Origin of the sequence: Nocardiopsis sp. NPDC006139 (genome assembly GCF_040614155.1) — a bacterium.
Lineage (GTDB): Bacteria > Actinomycetota > Actinomycetes > Streptosporangiales > Streptosporangiaceae > Nocardiopsis > Nocardiopsis changdeensis.
This window is the reverse complement of the sequence record NZ_JBEXTT010000001.1, coordinates 1-17,410: the sequence shown is the minus strand read 5'-3', so window position 1 is coordinate 17,410 and position 17,410 is coordinate 1. Positions and strand designations below refer to the sequence as shown.

Annotated in this window: 14 protein-coding genes; 6 read left to right on the top strand and 8 right to left on the bottom strand. The window is 73.6% G+C overall.

Annotated features, from left to right (window positions below; all coding sequences use genetic code 11):
- The coding region (locus tag ABZ249_RS00070; RefSeq protein ID WP_355254965.1) for a tetratricopeptide repeat protein at window positions 1–220 on the top strand (220 nt) is incomplete at its 5' end.
- A 56-nt stretch (window positions 221–276) separates the two neighbouring features.
- Here the strand turns inward: ABZ249_RS00070 and ABZ249_RS00065 are convergent.
- A protein-coding gene (locus ABZ249_RS00065) for an IS5 family transposase (RefSeq protein ID WP_355255983.1) occupies window positions 277–1,072 on the bottom strand; the annotation gives its coding sequence in 2 pieces (ribosomal slippage) (window positions 277–730 and window positions 729–1,072; 798 coding nt in all).
- Window positions 1,073–1,409: 337 nt separating this feature from the next.
- On the opposite strand from ABZ249_RS00065, the gene ABZ249_RS00060 reads away from it, so the two are divergent.
- Window positions 1,410–1,934: a hypothetical protein gene (locus ABZ249_RS00060; protein WP_355254962.1), complete on the top strand. Its 525-nt coding sequence runs from the start codon at window positions 1,410–1,412 to the stop codon at window positions 1,932–1,934.
- A gap of 75 nt (window positions 1,935–2,009) precedes the next feature.
- On the opposite strand, the gene ABZ249_RS00055 is transcribed toward ABZ249_RS00060, so the two are convergent.
- From ABZ249_RS00055 to ABZ249_RS00040, 4 genes are all read right to left on the bottom strand, one after another.
- Entirely contained in the window at window positions 2,010–3,848 is a 1,839-nt protein-coding gene (locus tag ABZ249_RS00055) for a hypothetical protein (protein ID WP_355254959.1), read from the bottom strand.
- Between the two features lie 14 nt (window positions 3,849–3,862).
- Window positions 3,863–5,956, bottom strand: a complete 2,094-nt coding sequence (locus ABZ249_RS00050; protein WP_355254956.1) for a WD40 repeat domain-containing serine/threonine protein kinase — start codon at window positions 5,954–5,956, stop codon at window positions 3,863–3,865.
- Window positions 5,957–5,981: 25 nt separating this feature from the next.
- Entirely contained in the window at window positions 5,982–8,099 is a 2,118-nt protein-coding gene (locus ABZ249_RS00045) for a serine/threonine-protein kinase (protein ID WP_355254953.1), read from the bottom strand.
- A 234-nt stretch (window positions 8,100–8,333) separates the two neighbouring features.
- Entirely contained in the window at window positions 8,334–9,317 is a 984-nt protein-coding gene (locus tag ABZ249_RS00040; protein WP_355254950.1) for a DMT family transporter, read from the bottom strand.
- A gap of 44 nt (window positions 9,318–9,361) precedes the next feature.
- Between ABZ249_RS00040 and ABZ249_RS00035 the strand changes: the two genes are divergently transcribed.
- Window positions 9,362–10,792 carry a PLP-dependent aminotransferase family protein gene (locus ABZ249_RS00035; protein WP_355254947.1) on the top strand — a complete coding sequence of 477 codons (1,431 nt, stop codon included), beginning with the start codon at window positions 9,362–9,364 and terminating at the stop codon, window positions 10,790–10,792.
- A 33-nt stretch (window positions 10,793–10,825) separates the two neighbouring features.
- Here the strand turns inward: ABZ249_RS00035 and ABZ249_RS00030 are convergent, their stop codons facing one another.
- The 3 genes from ABZ249_RS00030 to ABZ249_RS00020 all read right to left on the bottom strand — a co-directional run bounded on the left by ABZ249_RS00030 (window position 10,826) and on the right by ABZ249_RS00020 (window position 14,748).
- Window positions 10,826–12,037 (bottom strand): MFS transporter, encoded by a 1,212-nt coding sequence (locus ABZ249_RS00030; protein ID WP_355254944.1) that lies wholly within the window; start codon window positions 12,035–12,037, stop codon window positions 10,826–10,828.
- Window positions 12,038–12,376: 339 nt separating this feature from the next.
- Window positions 12,377–13,618, bottom strand: a complete 1,242-nt coding sequence (locus tag ABZ249_RS00025; protein WP_355254941.1) for a family 16 glycosylhydrolase — start codon at window positions 13,616–13,618, stop codon at window positions 12,377–12,379.
- Between the two features lie 332 nt (window positions 13,619–13,950).
- Complete coding sequence (locus tag ABZ249_RS00020) at window positions 13,951–14,748, bottom strand: siderophore-interacting protein (RefSeq protein ID WP_355254938.1); 798 nt, start codon at window positions 14,746–14,748, stop codon at window positions 13,951–13,953.
- A gap of 300 nt (window positions 14,749–15,048) precedes the next feature.
- Here ABZ249_RS00020 and ABZ249_RS00015 point away from each other — a divergent pair, with 300 nt between their 5' ends.
- The 3 genes from ABZ249_RS00015 to mshC all read left to right on the top strand — a co-directional run bounded on the left by ABZ249_RS00015 (window position 15,049) and on the right by mshC (window position 17,298).
- A complete protein-coding gene (locus ABZ249_RS00015) occupies window positions 15,049–15,414 on the top strand; it encodes a hypothetical protein (protein WP_355254936.1) in 366 nt (121 codons plus the stop codon).
- Window positions 15,415–15,756: 342 nt separating this feature from the next.
- Window positions 15,757–15,948, top strand: coding sequence for a hypothetical protein (locus ABZ249_RS00010; protein WP_220562038.1), 192 nt, complete (start codon window positions 15,757–15,759; stop codon window positions 15,946–15,948).
- Window positions 15,949–16,074: 126 nt separating this feature from the next.
- Window positions 16,075–17,298: a cysteine--1-D-myo-inosityl 2-amino-2-deoxy-alpha-D-glucopyranoside ligase gene (gene mshC / locus ABZ249_RS00005; RefSeq protein WP_355254934.1), complete on the top strand. Its 1,224-nt coding sequence runs from the start codon at window positions 16,075–16,077 to the stop codon at window positions 17,296–17,298.
- Window positions 17,299–17,410 lie beyond the last annotated feature (112 nt).

The window sequence follows — 17,410 nt, the reverse complement described above, 5'->3', positions numbered from 1 at the left end:
CCGGGCCTTCCACCAAACCGGAGACAGCCACCGCGAAGCGGTGGCATGGAACAACCTCGCCCTCGCGCTGCGCGACATGGACCGATTCGGGGAGGCGATCAACGCCCACACTCGGTCGGTGGAGCTGTTTCGAACCGTCGGGGACAATGGCCGGGCCGCAGCCGCACAGGAGAGCATCATCGAGATCCAGCAGGACCTGGATGCCAGAAGGCAGGCCTGACCTGGCTCGAACAGGAATCAGCCGCCTGGCCGGTATCGCCATATCAAGAGCTCATCTCATTTGGTGAGTCGGCGGTAGCAGATCAGCGTGCAGGCGATGCTGGCGAAGGCCAGGAAGTGGTCGGCCTTGCGCTCGTAGCGGCGGTGCAGTCGGCGGCATCCGGCCAGCCAGGCCATGGTGCACTCGACCTGCCACCGATGCCGGCCCAGCCGCTGCGAGGACTCCACGCCCCGGCGGGCCAGGCGGTGCACGATCCTCCGCCGCCGGAGCCAGCGGCGCAGGTGGGCGTAGTCGTAGCCCTTGTCGCCGTGCAGCTTGCCCGGTCTGCGCCGCCGGGGTCCGCGGCGGGAGCGGATCGGCGGGATCCCCGCCACCAGGGGTTGCAGCGCTTGGCTGTCGTGGGTGTTGGCCCCCGAGATCGCCATGGACAGGGGCAGACCGGACCGGTCGGTGATCAGGTGGATCTTCGACCCCTTCTTGCTTCGGTCGACAGGATTGGGACTTGTCAGGCCCCCCTTTGAGGGCGCGCGTGTTCACCGAGTCGATCGCGCACCGCGACCAGTCCAGCTCACCGCGAGAGCCGAGTTCGTCCAGGACCAGGCGGTGGAGCTTGGCCCAGACCCGGGCCCGGGTCCACTCGGTGAAGCGCCGGTGCGCGGTGGGTCCGGAGGGGCCGAAGACCGGCGGGAGCCGGGCCCAGGTGCACCCGCTGGTGGCCACGAAGGTGATCGCGGCCAAGACTTGGCGGTCGCCGTGTCTGCGCCGCCCGCCGCCCTGGGGGCGGGTGGGCGCTTCGGGGACCACCCGTTGGAACAGTTCCCACAGCTCGTCCGGCACCAGCCGTTCCACCATCGACACAGGAGCAGGCTGCCGAGAACCCAAATGAGATGAGTTCTAAAGAGTCGGGAACCGGTGATTCCGGCGTGGCCGGCGGGTCTCGCGGTTTGCCGGTTATGGGGGCGTACGGGAGCACATCGCCACCCCCTCAAGGTCAAGCTTGGGTCGGCTTTGCTTCTACCGGTGCGATGTTCAACGCTCTGACCAGCACAGACGGATGCATGCTGTCCCCGGATAAGCGCCCCGGTCCGCAAGGGCCCGTGCCCCCGGCACCGCTCCCGGAATCGGTGCCGGACCCGGTCCTCGACCGGGCGGACGACTCGCGAGGGCGCTCGAAGCTCAGGGGGACAAGATGTCGCTAAGTGCCGCACGCCTCACCGCCGCCGCGGCGGTCGGGACCGCACTGGCGCTGCTCGCGCCGATGGCCGCGAGCGCTCACAGCACGGTGGAGCAGGACCTCGCCACCGCCAAGAAGGCCACCACCAAGTACCAGGACGAGGCCGAGGCGATCGCCGACGGCTACGTGCCGACCGACCAGTGCGCGCAGAGCCCGGACGGCGTGATGGGCTACCACTACGTCAACCCGTACCTGATCGACCGGAAGCTGGACATCCGCACCCCCGAGGTGCTCGTCTACCAGCCGGACGGATACGGCGGCCGCAAGCTCGTGGCCCTGGAGTACTACTACGTCGACGCCGACCAGGACGTGGAGACCGACGACGACCGTCCCTCCCTCTTCGGGCACCCGTTCGACGGACCCGACGAGCCCCAGGAACCGGGCCTGCCGGTCAACTACACGCTGCACGTGTGGCTGTACCAGCACAACCCGAGCGGCCTGTTCAGCCCCTGGAACCCGGCGGGTTCCTGCGGGTACTGACCGGCGGCCGCACGGCCCGGTGACAGCGGCCCCGGAGCGCCCGCTCCGGGGCCGCCCCGACGCCCCCACAGCCCCTCACAACTCCCCGACGAGCTCCCAGGTCTCCGGGTCCAGGAGCCGCACCCCCGGCTCCTCCGTTCTTACCGCCACGACCTCCCCACTCGGATGCGGGGCCACCAGGTGAGGCGCCATCCCCTCAGGGAGAACATCCTCTCCGCTACCCAGGTCCCACGCGCTCCCGTAGTACTCCATATCCTCAGGAGCACCATCGCTCCACGTGACGTACACCCGGTCGAGCCACGGGTCCACTACGAGTTCGATGATCGAGGGTTCTTCGAGATCCGCGAACCCTTCCATGGTGAACGCTTCGACCTGGGAGCCGGTGACGAAGTCACGGACGATGACCTGATTCCCGAAGATATAGACGACCTTGTCGGTCCCCGGGATCGGAGAGAAGTCCAGATCCGATGCTGGGCGGACCGTGTGCAGGCGTTCCCCCGTGTACGCATCCCAGACGGTGATACTCCAGTCGTGGAAGCTCACCAGCTCAGATAACGCCAACCGGCGCTCGTCGATGAAGACTGGTCTGCTCCCGTCGATGTCGATGGTGCTCGTCCGCTCCCCCGTTTTCCCGTCGATGATCGGCACAACGGCTTCAGAGCCCCACCCGGTGAAAGCGATCAGTCCGCTGGGGGAGACGGCCAGCTCATCCACCCCGAGATCTGTGTGCAGGCCCGTTCCATCGGTTAGTTCTCCGAACCGGTACTGGATGGTCGTACCCGCCGTCAGATCGAACACCGTTCCGGTGAGGGGCCGGATCTCCTCCTCAGAACCCGAGTCCGGTACGACTGCGGCAACTGCGCATCCTCCCGGCAGGAAGCCAACGTTCCGGGTCTCGGCGGCCCCTTCGTGGAAGCGAGCCGTCTCCCTTGCCTGCCGCCAGTCCCAGATACCCACCCCGTCCTGCCAAGCGCTGATCGCCAGCAGGTCCCCGTCCGGAGAGAACGCCATGTGGGAGGCGTCCAGTTCCCCGCCGCTTCGCGCTTCGGGGGGAGTGAATCCCTCGGCCTCGGTGCAGTCGGTGACCACGACCTCCGGTGTACCGGCGGGTTCGGCCGGTTCGCCCCCCGACACCACGAGCGCGGTGGCGGCGGCAGCGGTCACGGCGAGCACCCCGGCGGCGAGCGGTACCAGGGGGCGCATCCCGTTCCGCTTCCCGTCGGCAACCTCCTCTTTTCCACGTGGCGCCGACTCCTCCGCTGCGGCGCCCGCGAGCATGTTCGCCAGCTCGCGCGGGTTCGGCCGCAGGTCCGGGTCGGGATGCAGACAACCGTCGATCACCTTCCGGAACCGGAGCGGGGGACCGGCCTCTCCCGCGATGGAGGACATCAGGGCCGCCCAATGCCGTACGGCCCCCTTCTCTCCTTCGGGCGGCTCAGCGAAGACCGGTCCCGCGAACACCGCACCGCCCGGAGCCGGCAGCACGTCCTCCGCCCGCAGGGGGCCGATCGGCACCGCCACCGCGTGCAGGTCGGCCAGTCCCCTGGCCAGTGCCGTGGCCACGGCGGGGAACCGCTGCGGGGCCAGCGCACCCCCGTTCCCCTCGACCAGGTCGGCCAGGGTCTCCTCCCCTGGCCGAGCGAAGGCGACCCAGGGGACGGCCCCCCGGGTGTCGGCGTCGGCCACCGCGCACACGTACCGGCTCTTCAGTTTCCGCAGGGCCTCCACCCGGCGGGCGAACTCGGCACGGAACGACGGGTCGGTGGCGCGCGCGGGTTTCAGGAGCACGATGGTCACGGCCGCACGGTCACCGGTTCCGCCCACGTAGCTGCGTGCCGCCCCGTCCTCTCCGAGTCTGCCGAGCAGCGGGTAGGGGCCGATGGAGGGCGGGTCGTGCGGGTGCAGGGGGAGCATGCCGTTCCTTTCCGTCAGCCGAGTTCGGCCAGGACATCCGAGGTCGTGGCATCGACGATGCGGACGGAGTCCGCCTCCGGCGGCAGTACGGCGAGTACGCCCCCCGCCGGGTGGGCGGCAAGGCTCCTGGTGTCCCGCTCACCGGTGCCGGCCGCCACCTGCTCTCCGGTGGAGAAGTCCCAGGAGACGGTCCATCCGCTGTCTCCGTTGAGGATGCTCGCCTCGTACACGACGTGGAACAGATCCGTGCCGGGCACCGCGGTGAGTTCCTTGAACCAATGGGGCGGCTCGCCCTCCGGACGGAGGAGACGGGGTTCGTCCTCCGCCAGGAAGTTCACATGGGCGATCCCCTCCCTGGTGAGGTAGAGCAGATCCCCCTCATCATTGGGTACGGCGATCGAGCCGCGCGCCAACTCGGTGGCCTCCTCCCTGCGGAACACCTCTCGGCCGGTCGCGGTCTCCAACACAACGACGGCATGTTGCAGGTTCAGGGCGAGATACCTTCCGTCCGGGGAGTAGGCGGGCCAGTGACTCGACTCGGCGAGGACGGTTTCGACCTCACCGGTCTCCAGGTCGATCACTCGGGTTCCATGGCTGCTGAAACCCTGGCTGACCGCGATCTTCCCGCTGTCCGGTGAGAACGCGAGCGGGTCGTCGTCGTAGTGGTCGATCGTCAGCTCCTCGGCGTACACGGCCCGTTCTCCGGTTCGCAGGTCGAAGACGTGCACCCCGCCTTCCCGGGATGTGTAGGCGAAACGGCAGCCGTCCGGGCTCACGGTCGGGGTCCCCGCCAATTCGGGCAGGGAATCGCCGGTGAAGGCGACCTCCGTTCCCGCCTCCCAGTCCCACAGGGCGACACCGGTCGGATGCGACACGGCCAGCAGGTCGCCGTCGGCCACGAAGCCGAGTGTGGGGCGGACGGCCAAGTCGAGGTCGTAGGTGTCCTCGCCCGGAACCTCGAACCGGTCCCGGGCGGCCCGTGCGTACTCGGCCGCGAATTCCTCGGGCCGCGAACACGTATCCGCCTCGCCGTCGTCCCCTTCGCCCTGTTGCGCAGTCGCCTCCCCCCGCGGCGACCCGTTCCCCTCCGCATCCCGCGCCGAGCCCGCCCACACCCCCGCGCCCGCGGCCAGGACCAGTGCGGCCGCGCCGGCGCCCACCGCCCACGACCGACCACGACGGGAGGGCGCCGACCCGCTCCGCGGGTCCCGGGAGACGTACCCCCGGTGTTCCTCCGCGACCTCCTCCACCTTCCGGGCGGCCTCCGACGGAAGCCAGTCCGGGGCCGAGCCGGCCGGGTCCACCGGACCGCCCAGCTCCTCCAGCACCCCGGCCGCGGTCGGCCGGTCGCCGGGGTCCTTGGCCAGGCACCGGGAGAGCAGTCCGCGCAGGCCCCCGGGGACGGAGTCCAGGTCCGGCTCCAGGCGGGTGATGCGGTAGGCCACCGCGGAGGGGTGACCTTCGCCGAACGGCCCGGTACCGGTGAGCGCGTACACGGCGGTGCCCGCCAGGGAGAAGACGTCCGCGGCGGGTGACGCCTCCGCGCCCCCGTACAGCTCGGGGGCGGTGTACCCGGGTGTTCCGGCGACCAGGGTCTCCTCGTCCTCGGCGGACCCGGCCTCCTCCAGGGCACGGGAGACCCCGAAGTCGATCACCTGCGGACCGGACGCGGCGACCATGACGTTGCCGGGTTTGAGGTCCCGGTGCACCAGGCCGTTCCCGTGCATGCCCTCCAGCGCTGAGGCGACGGCCCGCAGCAGGAACCGCACCGACTCCTCGGGGAGCGGGCCGGACTCCCGGACGAGTTCGTGCAGGGTTGGACCGGCCACGTATTCGGTGGCCATCCACGGGATCCGGGCGGCCGGGTCGCTGTCCAGCACACGCGGGGTGAAGGGACCGAGGGCGCGGTCGGCCAGGTCGAGTTCACGGGCGAACCTGGCGCGGAAGCCGGGATCGTAGGCGAACTCCGGCCGCACCGACTTGACCGCGGCGAGGGTGCCGTCGGCGTCCGTGGCCAGGTAGACACGCCCCATACCGCCCGAGCCGAGAACGGCGAGGAGGCGGTACGGGCCGATGTCGCGGGGGTCGTCCGGGGAGAGGGCGTGCATGGGGCCTTCGTTTCAGCGCGGTGTCTCAGTACAGCTCGTCGACGACGGTGAGGTTCTCGCCGTCCAGTACCAGCACCTGGTCCGCCTCCGTGTCGAGAACGGCCAGGAACTCGTCGCGGGGATGCGGTCCCACCGGTCCGGGCAGCAGGGCGTCGCCGTCGCGGAGGACCTCGCCCGTGCCGGTGTCCCACACGGTCCCGAGCAGGTCGGTGGCACCGAAAGGGTCCTCGACGCCGAGGTACAGCCGTTCCCCGTCGGAGGAGAACACAGGGGAGAGCGCGACTTCGGGGGAGTCCTCGCCGGCGCGGCCCAGGTCCCGGAGGGTGGTTCCGGTCCCCAGGTCCACGAGGCGCACCCGGTCGCCGTCCTCCAGCAGCGCCATCACCGACGGCTCGGCCGGGTGCAGGGCGAACCCCAGGTTCCCCGGGCCCTCGAAGTAGTGGACCCAGTCTCCGGTCTCCGCGTCCCACACGGCGACGCCCAGCACGCGCTCGAAGTCGTCGCTGACGGTGCCGACGAGCATCTCGCCGTCGGCGGTGAACTCCAGGTCGAACACGTAGGTGAACGTGTCCGGTCCGAGGAGGGGGACGGTGAGGACGCGTTCGCCCGCCGGGACGTCCCACACGTGGACGACGTGGTCGATGGCGTCCCCGTCGAGTTCGTTGGCGACTACCGCCAGGCGGGTCCCGTCGGGGGACAGCGCCGGCCTGCGGGGATTGGTGCCCTGCTCCTCGTAGACCAGGACGGTCTCCTGGGTCAGGGTGCCGCCGGTGTCCCGGAGGAGTTCGATGCGGTCCTCGTGGTCGGGCCCCGAACCGTCCGCGTGGACCGCCGCGATCGTGCCCTCGGTGTTGATGTCGGTCTCGGACGGCGAGGGGTCCAGGAAGGCCGTCATCTCACCCGCCCGCCAGTCCCATACGGCGAAGTAGAACGAGCCGGTCACGTAGATCCGTTCGCCGTCGGGGGAGAAGGTCACACTGTCGGCAGAGGACAGGCTCTGTTGGTACTCCTCCGAGGCGAAGGCCGGGTCGGCGGACGGTTCGCCGTCCGCGCCGTCCGCGCCGTCCGCGCCGTCCGCGCCGTCCGCCGTCCCGCCTGCGCCGGCCGACGCCGTGTCGTCGCCCGTGCCGCCGCCCCCTCCGCCTCCGGGCAGAACGGTGAGCGCGTACCCGCCCCCGGCCACCAGCGCCAGTGCGGCGGCCGCCGCCACCGCCGCCAGCGCGGGCCGCCGCCACCGGGCCCGGTCCGCGCGGGCGCGCTCCCCGGCCTCCCGCTCCCGCAGGAGGCGGACGTCCTCGGTGACGGGGCCGGGCAGCCACGGGTGCCCGGTGTCCGGCATCGGGACGTCGGCCAGTTCGGCCAGGATCCCGGCGATGTCCGGCCGGTGCCCGGGGCCCTTGGCCAGGCAGCGGGCGAGCAGGTCGCGCAGCGGGCCCTCCGGGACCGCGTCCAGGTTCGGCGCCTCCTCCAGGATCCGGCGCAGGGTCTCCCGGGGCGGGGCGAAGCCGAAGGGCGGCTCCCCGGAGGCGGCGAACAGCACCGTCCCGGCCAGCGAGAACACGTCGCTCGCCGGGGAGACGTCCCGGCCCCTGATCTGCTCGGGTGAGGTGTAGGCGGGGGTGCCGAAGGTCTGCCCGGTGCGGGTGAGCACCGTGCCCTCCACCGCCCGTGCCAGCCCGAAGTCGATCACCTGCGGCCCGCGCGGCGACAGCAGCACGTTGCCGGGTTTGAGGTCGCGGTGCATGAGCCCGGCCGCGTGCACCGCCTCCAGCGCGCGGGCCAGGCCGGACACCAGCACGGGCAGGGACTCGGCGGGCAGCGGCCCGTGTTCGCGCACCGCCTCCTTGAGGGTGGGGGCGGGCACGTACTCGGCGGCCATCCAGGGGACGGCGGCGTCGGTGTCCGCGTCCACCACGGCCGGGGTGAGGGGGCCGGAGACCCGGCGCGCGGCGCGGACCTCGCGGGCGAACCGGGCCCGGAACTCGGGGTCCTGGGCCAGGTCGTCCTTGACGAGCTTGAGGGCGGCCAGGTCCCCGCCCGGGGTGCGGGCCAGGTAGACCCGGCCCATGCCGCCCGCGCCCAGGCGGGCCAGGATGCGGTGGGGGCCGACGGTGCGCGGGTCGTCGGAGGTGAGGGGGTACACGGAGCGGGGGTTCCTCAGGGCGTCGCGGGACCGGGGCGCCGTACCGGGGGCAGGGGAGGGCCCGGCCAAGATATCTCTCGGACGGCCGTGCGCGGAGCCCGTGGCCGCATGCGGACTCCGCGCCGTGCCGGAACGCGCACGCTCGGTACCGGATTCCTGGCCCCCGCGCCGCTTCCCTTCCGGCGGCCCCGGCGGCCTGAGCCGCCAGGGCCGCCGCTTGCGGGTTCCGCGGGCTCAGGCCGCCGGGGCCGACGTCGCCGCCGGTTCCGTGTTCCGCGGGCTCCGCCGGGGCAGGGGGGCGAAGCCGACCGCGAGCCCGGCGCCGATCACCGCCATGCCGATCCACGCGCCGAGCGACGGCATGGGGGCGCCCAGGGCGGTGGCGACCAGGGCGGCCGTCGGTGCGGCCGCACCCGCCGCCAGGCTCGCGGCGCCCGCGCCGATGCGCGCCACACCCGTGAACCACAGCACGAACGACAGCGCGGTCGCGACCGCCCCCAGGTAGACCACCGCACCCAGCACCGCCGGGTCGGCGACCATCGCCCACCCCGCCGGGTTCACGAACAGCGACAGCACTCCGAAGACCAGCGCCGCCGTCACCGTCGTCGCCGCCGTGTACCCCCACGCCCCCATGCGCGGCAGCGCGGGCGCCCCGAACAGCGTGAACCCGGCCTCCAGCGCGATCAGCGCCAGCGCCATCAGCACGCCGATCACGTCCGCGTGCCCCCATCCGGTCACCGCGACCGCGCCGGCGCTGACCACCAGCGCCCCCGCCACGATCCGCGCCGACGGCCGTTCGCCGCGGGTCAGCGGCCCGGCCACCGACAGCACCATGGGGATGCACGCCACCGCCGCCGCGAGCACCGCCGGTTCCGCGTGCGCCGTTCCTACGATCAGGGCCAGGTTGAACCCCACCAGCCCGGAGAGGGCGCCGGCGACCACCCAGAGAACGTCCCGACCGCGCGGCAGCGGCACCTTCTGGGCGAACAGGCGGGCCAGCGCGACGACCGCCACCGCCGCCACCGCGTACCGGGCCGACTGGACGACGAACGCGGGCATGTCCGCGGTCGCCCCGATCACGGCGACGCTGCTGCCCATCAGCGCCATCCCGCCCAGGGCGGGCCACAGCCCCCACAGGGACGACGGAGCGGAGGCGGCGGACGGAGCGGAGACCGGGGAGGCGGAAGGAGCGGGGCTCAGGGAAGATGTCTTTTGCACGCCTCCACTCTGGACCCGGTATGGTCCGACCGACAGGACCAAACATGAGCGTTCCGACCGGACCAAAGGGGGCGGGGGAGATGGCCCAGGGCTCGGACTTCCTGCAACTGGACGCCTCCGCCGTCCCACGCGGCGAGCGCACCGAATGGCTCACCGGGGCCCTGCGCTCGGCCGTCGCCTCCGGCGTCCTGCCGCTGGGCACCCGGCTCCCGCCCACCCGCGTGCTGGCCGCCGACCTCGGCGTGGCCCGCGGCACGGTGGTCGAGGCCTACCAGCGCCTCACCGAGGAGGGCCTGCTCACGGCGGCCCGCGGCGCCGGGACCGCCGTGGCGGCCCGCCCCCTGGACGCCCCCGCCGCACGCTCCACCGGCACCTGGGAACCCACCGTCTACGCGCCCGAGACCGTCGACCTCGCCAGCGGCATCCCCGACCTGGCGGCCTTCCCCCGCGCCGCCTGGCTGCGCGCCGAACGCGAGGTCCTGTCCACCGCCACCGCCCGCTCCCTCGGCTACGCCCCGCCCCAGGGCACGCTGGAGCTGCGCACCGAGCTCTCCGCCTGGCTGGCCCGTTCCCGGGGCGTGCGCGCCGCCCCCGGGCAGATCGTGGTCACCGCCGGGGTCACCGGCGCCCTGAGCATCCTGTCCCAGGTCCTGCGCGCCCGCGGCCTGGACACCATGGCCCGTGAGGACCCCGGCGCCGACGGCAACCGCATGATCCTCGGGCACTGGCTGCGCTCCACGGTCCCCGTCCCGGTGGACGGCGACGGCATCGACACCGACGCCCTGGCCGCCACCGACGCCCGCGCCGTCCTGGTCACGCCCGCCCACCAGTTCCCGACCGGCGTGGTCCTGTCGCCGCTGCGCCGCCGCGCGCTGCTGGCCTGGGCGCGCGAGCGCGACGGCCTGGTGATCGAGGACGACTACGACGCCGAGTACCGCTACGACCGCTCACCGGTCGGCGCCCTGCACGGCCTGGACCCGAACCTGGTGGCGCACACCTCCAGCCTGTCCAAGACCCTGGCCCCGGCCCTGCGCGCGGGCTGGCTGGTCCCGCCCCCGCACCTGCTGGAGGACGTGGTCGAGGCGCGCTGGGCCGCCGACCTGGGCTCGCCCTCGCTGCCCCAGCTGGCCCTGGCGCTGCTGCTGCGCGACGGCACCATCGCCCGCCACCTGCGCACGATGCGGGCGCGCCACCGCGCCCGCCGGGACGCCGCCGTGGCGGCGGTCCGCGCCCACCTGCCCGGCTGCACGGTCCTGGGGGTGGCGGCGGGCCTGCACCTGCTGGTGCTGCTGCCCGGGGGAGTGGACGACCGGGAGGCCGCCGCCCGCGCCGAGCGCGCCGGGGTGGCGGTGCAGCCGCTGTCGCGGCACCGCGCCGCCCCCGGTCCGCCGGGCCTGGTCATCGCCTACGCGGGCCACGGCCCCGCGCGGTTGCGCGAGGCCGTGGCCCGGCTGGGCGCCGCCGTCCGCCTCTGACGGGCGGCCGGGGCTGAGGGTCCGCCGGGCGGCTCAGGAGACCTGCGAGGCCTCCCGGGACGGTTCGGCGGCGGCCTTCGCGGCCTCCGGCGCTCCCGCCCCGGCACGCCGGTCCAGGAGTCCGGCCGTCAGCGCGATCGCCAGGCCCGTCACCGCCAGGACGGCGCCGATCGCGGCGGGGGAGGACAGCCCCAGCCCCGCGGAGATGCCCACCCCGCCCAGCCAGGCGCCGCCCGCGTTGGCGAGGTTGAACGCCGAGTGGTTGGCCGCCGACGCCAGGGCCGGCGCGGCGCCCGCCTTGTTCATCACGAGCAGCTGCAACGGCGTGGCCACGCCGAACCCGACCGCGCCCAGCACCACCACCGACGCCATCGCGGTCCAGGGGTTGTGCACGGTGAACGTGAAGACCACCAGCACCACGGCCAGCGACCCCAGCGCGCCGTAGATGGTGGGCCGCAGCGCCCGGTCGGCCAGCGGGCCCACGACCAGCGAGCCCAGGGTCATGCCGATGCCGAACAGCGCCAGCACCACGGTCACGCCACCGCCGCTCATCCCGGCCAGCTCGGTCATCATCGGCGCGATGTAGCTGTACACGGCGAACACGCCCGCGAACCCGAACACCGCCGACAGCAGCCCCAGCAGCACCTGGGAGTTCCCCAGCGCCCGCACCTCGGGCATCAGCCGCCCGGTGCCGGTGCGCTCCAGCCGGGGCACGAACACGGCGATGCCGACCACGGCCAGCACGGCGATCGCGGTCACCACCAGGAAGGCGGACCGCCAGCCCAGCTCCTGGCCGAGCAGGGTGCCCGCGGGGACGCCGATGATGTTGGCGACGGTCAGGCCCAGGAACATGCGGGCCACCGCGCGCCCCTGCCGGGCGGGCCCGGCCATCTGGGCGGCGGCCAGCGCCCCGGCGCCGAAGAACGCGCCGTGCGGGAGCCCGGCGACCACCCGGGAGGCGAACACGGTCTCGTAGGTGGGGGCCAGCACCGTGGCCAGGTTGCCCACGGCGAACAGGACCATGAACAGGATCAGGACGGTCTTGCGGGGCAGCCGGGTGGCCATCGCGGTGAGCAGCGGGGCGCCGCCGACGACGCCGAGGGCGTAGGCGGAGATGAGGTACCCGGCGTGGGAGATGCTGACGCCGAGCCCGTCGGCGACCTCCGGCAGCAGGCCCATGATGACGAACTCGGTGGTTCCGATGGCGAAAGCGCCCAGGGCGAGGGCGAGCAGGGCCAAGGGCATGGCGGACCTCTCTGAACGGCTGTGGAGTGGACCGGGGGGTGAGGTCGGTGTGCGGGGGTGCGGGCTCCGTTGCCCGGGGCGTCGGATGTCCGGACATCCGGCGACACTGGCACAACCGGGGCCGGGGGTGGTCTACTTCCCGGTAACCGCCGGCCACCGGGTGTGATGTCCGACTCGCCCGCCGACCTGCGGCGCGGCGGGCCGATGCGGCGAGCGGCGGCCGGGCCGCGCGGCCCCGGGGAAAGGGGGCGGCCCGCCGGTGGGGAAGACCGGCGGGCCGCGCGATTCAACGGGGGTCACGGGTGCGCCCCGGGGCGGCCCGGGGCGCGGGTGGGAGGGTCAGGGCAGGTTCCACCTCTGGACGGCGCTGCCGTCGCAGTTCGCGATCTCGGTGCGGGTCCCGTCGGTCTGCGCCCGGCCGACGGGCTGCAGGCAGCGTCCCGACTGCGGGTTGCGCAGCCCCTGCTGGGCGGTGTGCGTCCACTGCTGGGCGCCGGTCCCGTTGCAGGTCCACAGCTGGACCCGGGTGCCCGCGGCGGTGCCGCCGCCCGCCACGTCCAGGCACCGGCCGTAGGCGCGGACGGTGCCGTCGGAGCCCACCGTCCACTGCTGGGCCTGGTTCCCGTTGCAGTGGGCGAGCTGGATCGGGGTGCCGTCGGCGTTGGCCGCGCCCGCCACGTCGAGGCAGATCCCGTTGGAGGCGGTGATGGTGCCGGTCCCGCCGCCGCCCGCGCCGTCGAGCGAGTACACGCGCACGTAGTCCACCAGCATCTGCTGCGGGAACTGCGTGCTGCCGTCGGGGTAGCCGGGCCAGTTCCCGCCGACGGCCACGTTGAGGATCATGAAGAACGGCTGGTCGAACACCCACGGGTCGCCGCCGGTGCTGGAGGGGGTGACGGAGTGGTAGACGTTGCCGTCCACCGACCAGGTGATGGAGCCCGGGCGCCAGTCGACGGCGAAGGTGTGGAAGTCGTCGGCGAACGACCACCCCTGCGGGTGCATGTAGGAGCCGGTGATGCCCTCGCCGCCCGAGTAGCCGGGGCCGTGGACCGTGCCGTGGACCAGGTGGGGTTCGCGGCCGATGTTCTCCATGATGTCGATCTCGCCGGAGTTGGGCCACGGGGTGCCCGGGAAGCTCCCGCCGAGCATCCAGAACGCGGGCCAGATGCCCTGGCCGCGCGGGATCTTGATGCGGGCCTCGACCCGGCCGAAGTGGGGCTGGAACTTGTTCTGGGTGGTCATCCGGGCCGAGGTGTAGCTCCCGTCGGCCTCGCGGCGCGCGGTGATGACGAGGTTGCCGTTGCCGTCCAGGGCGGAGTTGGCGCGGCTGTTCGTGTAGTTCTGGAGCTCGTTGTTGCCCCAGCCGTGGTCGCCGGTCTCGTGGTTCCAGTTCGCGGCGGAGGGAGCGCTCCCAGAGGCGCCGTCGAACTCGTCGGACCAGACCAGTGCGGCCTGCGCGGCGGCGGCCGGCTCGGCCTCGGCTGGGGCGGGGGCGGCGGCGGAGGTGCCGGGGGCCAGGAGGGCCAGGGCGGCCACGGCCGCCGCCACGGAGAGGGGGGTGCGGAATCGTCTCGTGCGCATGCGCGTACTCCGGGGGAGTGGTCCCGCCCCGGGGGGCGGGGGAGCGGACGGAGCGGTCGTGCCGCCGGGGCGCGACCATGGCGACCGAGCGCGGTCGCCGTGTGACCCACTGAATCGTAAAGTGACTTTACGTTTAGTCAGGGGACCGGAACAAGAGGTGGGACCCGGTCTCTTGGGGGCCGCGTTCCCGGCCGCCGCCCGGTCGTCCCCGTCCGCCCGCCGGGTGGCGCGCCATCGGCTGGGGTGCCATCCGGCCGCGTGCCGACCCGCCCCGGCGCCGCCGGGGGCGGCTCAGGGGCGGGCCGGGGCCGCCGGCCCGCCCGCCGCGCGCGTCACTTGTAGGCGGCCGCCCCGTGGCGCCAGTACCCGATGAAGGAGATGTGCGTCTTGGGCACCCCGCGCCCGCGCACCAGCTCCCGGCGCAGCCCTGTCGGCAGGGCCCGCTCCCCGGCCACGAAGCAGTACGGGGTCCCCGCGGGCAGGTCCGCCGCCAGCACCGTCCGCAGCGCCAGCTCGCCGGGCACGCCACCGCCGCCGTCACGCGGCAGCCAGTGCAGGTTCACCCCGTCGGGGACCTCGACCTCGCGGATGTCGGCCGTCTCGGGGACCTCCAGGAACACCTCGGCGCGCAGGTCTTCGGGAGCCTGCTCGACGATCGACAGCAGCGCCGGCAGCGCGCTCTCGTCGCCCACCAGCAGCTGCCAGTCGGCGTCCTCGGGCGGCAGGTAGTAGTACCCCTCGGCGAACAGGCCGGCCTCGTCGCCCTCCTTCGCGTTCAGCGCCCAGCCGGAGGCGGGGGCCCGGGAGCCGTGCACCGCGAACTCGATGTCCAGTTCCAGGCGCTCGGCGTCGAACCGGCGGGGCGTGTAGTTGCGGAAGAGCGGCTTCTCGGCGGAGGGCATCAGGTAGTACTTGGCGATCCAGCCGTTGCCCGCGGCCTGGGGCAGCCGCAGCCGCTGCTGCCCCTCGCGCGGCAGGAACAGCCGGGCGCACTGGTCCAGGCCCAGGAACTCGAAGTCCGCGAGCTCCTCGCCGCCCAGGGTCACGGTGACGAAGTTGGGGGTGGTCCGCTCGGTGCGGACGACGCGGGCGCGGACCATGGCGCGGCGCTCGGGGTTGCGGATCTTCATGGGGGTCGTCTCTCTTCTCCCGGCGAAGGGTGGGGCCGGGCATCTGCGAGGGGACCCGGTCCTGGTTAGGTTAGCCTATCCAACTTCCCGTCCGGTGTTTCGGGGAGGGCTCCCCGGGGAACCGGTAGGGGACCCACCCGGGCGGTCGCCACAAAAAACCTCCGAAAGAATTCCGAAACCGCGTCATAGGCGACCCGCATGAACGTGTTGAGGGTGAACCGAAAACCCGGGTGTTGCGTCAACCCGCACGAGGAGTGCAACGCACGCCCAGGTCAGCCGTCCCCGATGGAAGGACCGCCGATGAGCGCCATCCCCGCCCCCGACCAGCCCTACCAGCGCCCCGCCGACCCGGCCGCCCTGGTCGGCCGCTGGGTCCGCGTCGACGACCGGGCCCCCGCCTCCGTCGGGGTCCTCGAACACGCCCGGCGGACCGGAGGGGGCGCCGGCTGGGAGTGGGAGCTGCGCACCTCCGACGGCGTCGTCTCGGGGCGCGGCCCGCTGGCCGCCCGTCCCCTGACCGAAACCGCCGACCTGCGCTCGGCCCGCCGCAGACTGCGCGCGGAGCTGGCCGACCTGGCCGAGTTCGGCGCCCCCGACGACCCGGACCTGGCGCGGGCCGCCGCCGACCTGGACCTCCTGGAGCTGGAGGCCGCGGCCCGGCCCTGAGCCGGGTGCGCCGCCCGCTCGGAACAGGCGCGCTCCGAGCGGGGGCCGTCCCCGCCCCCGGCCCCCGCGGCCGGGTTTCGGACAGTCCCGGCCCCGGAGGGGGCGCCGGGGCCGTCCCGGTCGGAGGTCGCGACCGCCCCGCCATCCGTCACTCTGGTCACGGAAAAGGACAGAGGGGACGTACGCGTACCTGCGGGCACTCCGTACCAATGGTGGCTGTCACACTCCTTGATGCCACTTCGTGACAACCCCCTGCGTGACCGGTGCGTCTCTGTCAGAGACGGTGGACACGCCGTCACACGCGCACCAGGCGGAGACGTGCGCACGGCAGGGGGAAACGAGATGGAGGGACGCAACGGCGTTCTCATGGAGACCGGGGCCTACTGGCTCCTCTACGTGGTCTCCGTCTGCGGCGCGCTGATGCACTGGAGGCTGGGCAACGAGGAGCTGGCGGCGATCTGCGGGGCGGCGGCCGTCCTCGCGGCGCTCCTCATCGCCGCCCGGCACCGCGACGACCTCGCCGCCCACCGCTGACCGCGCCGGCCCCGGCCGAACCCCGCACGCCCGCCGCCGATTCCCCGTCCCCGTGGGGTGATCATCACCGCGGCACCGCCCCTCCCTGGGCGTTTGCCCACCCGGTGTCCGGATAGTCTTCCCGGTATGCGTTCTTGGTCTGCGCCTGACATCGTCCCCCTGCCGGGTACCGGCGGTCCCCTGCGGCTCCACGACACGGCCACCGGCCGGATACAGGAGACCGCCCCCGGACCCCGGGCCGGAATGTACGCCTGCGGAATCACCCCCTACGACGCGGCACACCTGGGCCACGCGTTCACCTACCTGACCTTCGACCTGGTCAACCGGGTGTGGCGCGACGCCGGGCACGACGTGAACTACGTGCAGAACACCACCGACATCGACGACCCGCTGCTGGAGCGGGCCGAGGCCATCGGCGTCGACTGGCGCGACCTGGCCCACCGCGAGATCGACGTCTTCCGCGACGACATGGCGGCCCTGCGCATCATCCCGCCGACCTCCTACGTCGGCGTGGTCGAGTCGGTCGACCTCATCAGCGACCTGGCCGCCCGCATCCGCGACACCGGCGCCGCCTACGACCTCGACGGCGACCTGTACTTCTCCGTCGCCGAGGCCGAACGCTTCGGCGAGATCGGCCACCTGGACCGGGACGTGATGCTCGACCTGTTCGGGCAGCGCGGCGGCGACCCCGACCGCCCCGGCAAGAAGGACCCGCTCGACTGGCTGCTGTGGCGCGCCGAACGGCCGGGCGAGCCCGCCTGGGAGAGCCCGCTGGGGCGGGGCCGCCCGGGCTGGCACATCGAGTGCAGCGCCATCGCCCTGGACCGGCTGGGCCCGGACTTCGACCTCAACGGCGGCGGCAACGACCTGGTCTTCCCCCACCACGAGATGGGCGCGGCCGAGACCCGCTGTATCACCGGCGGCCCCAACGCCCGGGCCCACCTGCACGTGGGCATGGTCGGCCTGGACGGCGAGAAGATGTCCAAGTCGCTGGGCAACCTGGTGTTCGTGTCCAAGCTGCGCGAGCAGGGGGTGGAGCCGGCGGTGATCCGCCTGGCCATGCTCACCCACCACTACCGGGGCGCCTGGGAGTGGACCGACGACCACCTGCCCGAGGCCCACGCCCGCGCCGAGCGCTGGCGCGCCGCGTTCGCCCTGGGCGCGGCCCCCGACGCCGCCCCGCTGCTGGCCGCGGTGCGCGCCGCGCTGGCCCGGGACCTGGACTCCCCGGCGGCGCTGGCCGCGGTGGACGCCTGGGCGCGGGCCGCGCTCACCGAGGGCGGCACCGACACCGCCGCCCCGGCGCTGGCCCGCACCACCGTCGACACCCTGCTCGGCGTGGCCCTCTGACGCCCTCCCCGAGGAGGCCCCGGGGGCTCTCGCCCTCGTGGCCGCGGGCGCGCCGGGCCCGGCGCGCCCGCGGCCGACGTCCACCAGGGCCCGCGCGCCGGGCGGAGCGGCC